Annotated in this window: 1 protein-coding gene; it reads left to right on the top strand. The window is 61.7% G+C overall.

Going from position 1 to position 350, the window contains the following annotated elements; translation table 11 throughout:
* Positions 1–350: citrate/2-methylcitrate synthase (locus ACYPXD_RS28920; protein WP_459719780.1), on the top strand; the 350-nt coding region annotated here is incomplete at both ends.

Here is a 350-nt window from a genome sequence, read left to right as displayed (position 1 = left end):
ACGCGCTATCCGAATCCGGACGAAGCGGAAGCCGACATCCGCAGGCGCGTGGAAAACAGGGAAGTCGTGATCGGCTTCGGTCACCCGGTCTACACGACCGGCGACCCGCGCAACAAGGTGATCAGGGAAGTCGCGAAGAAGCTCTCGAAGGAAGCGGGCAACACGAAGCTGTTCGATATCGCCGAGCGGCTCGAGACGGTGATGTGGGACGCGAAGAAAATGTTCCCGAATCTCGACTGGTTCAGCGCGGTGTCGTATCACATGATGGGCGTGCCGACCGCGATGTTCACGCCGGTGTTCGTGATCTCGCGCACGAGCGGCTGGGGCGCGCACATCATCGAGCAGCGCAT

This window comes from Paraburkholderia sp. 2C (genome assembly GCF_054589215.1).
This window is presented reverse-complemented; position numbering and strand designations above follow the sequence as displayed.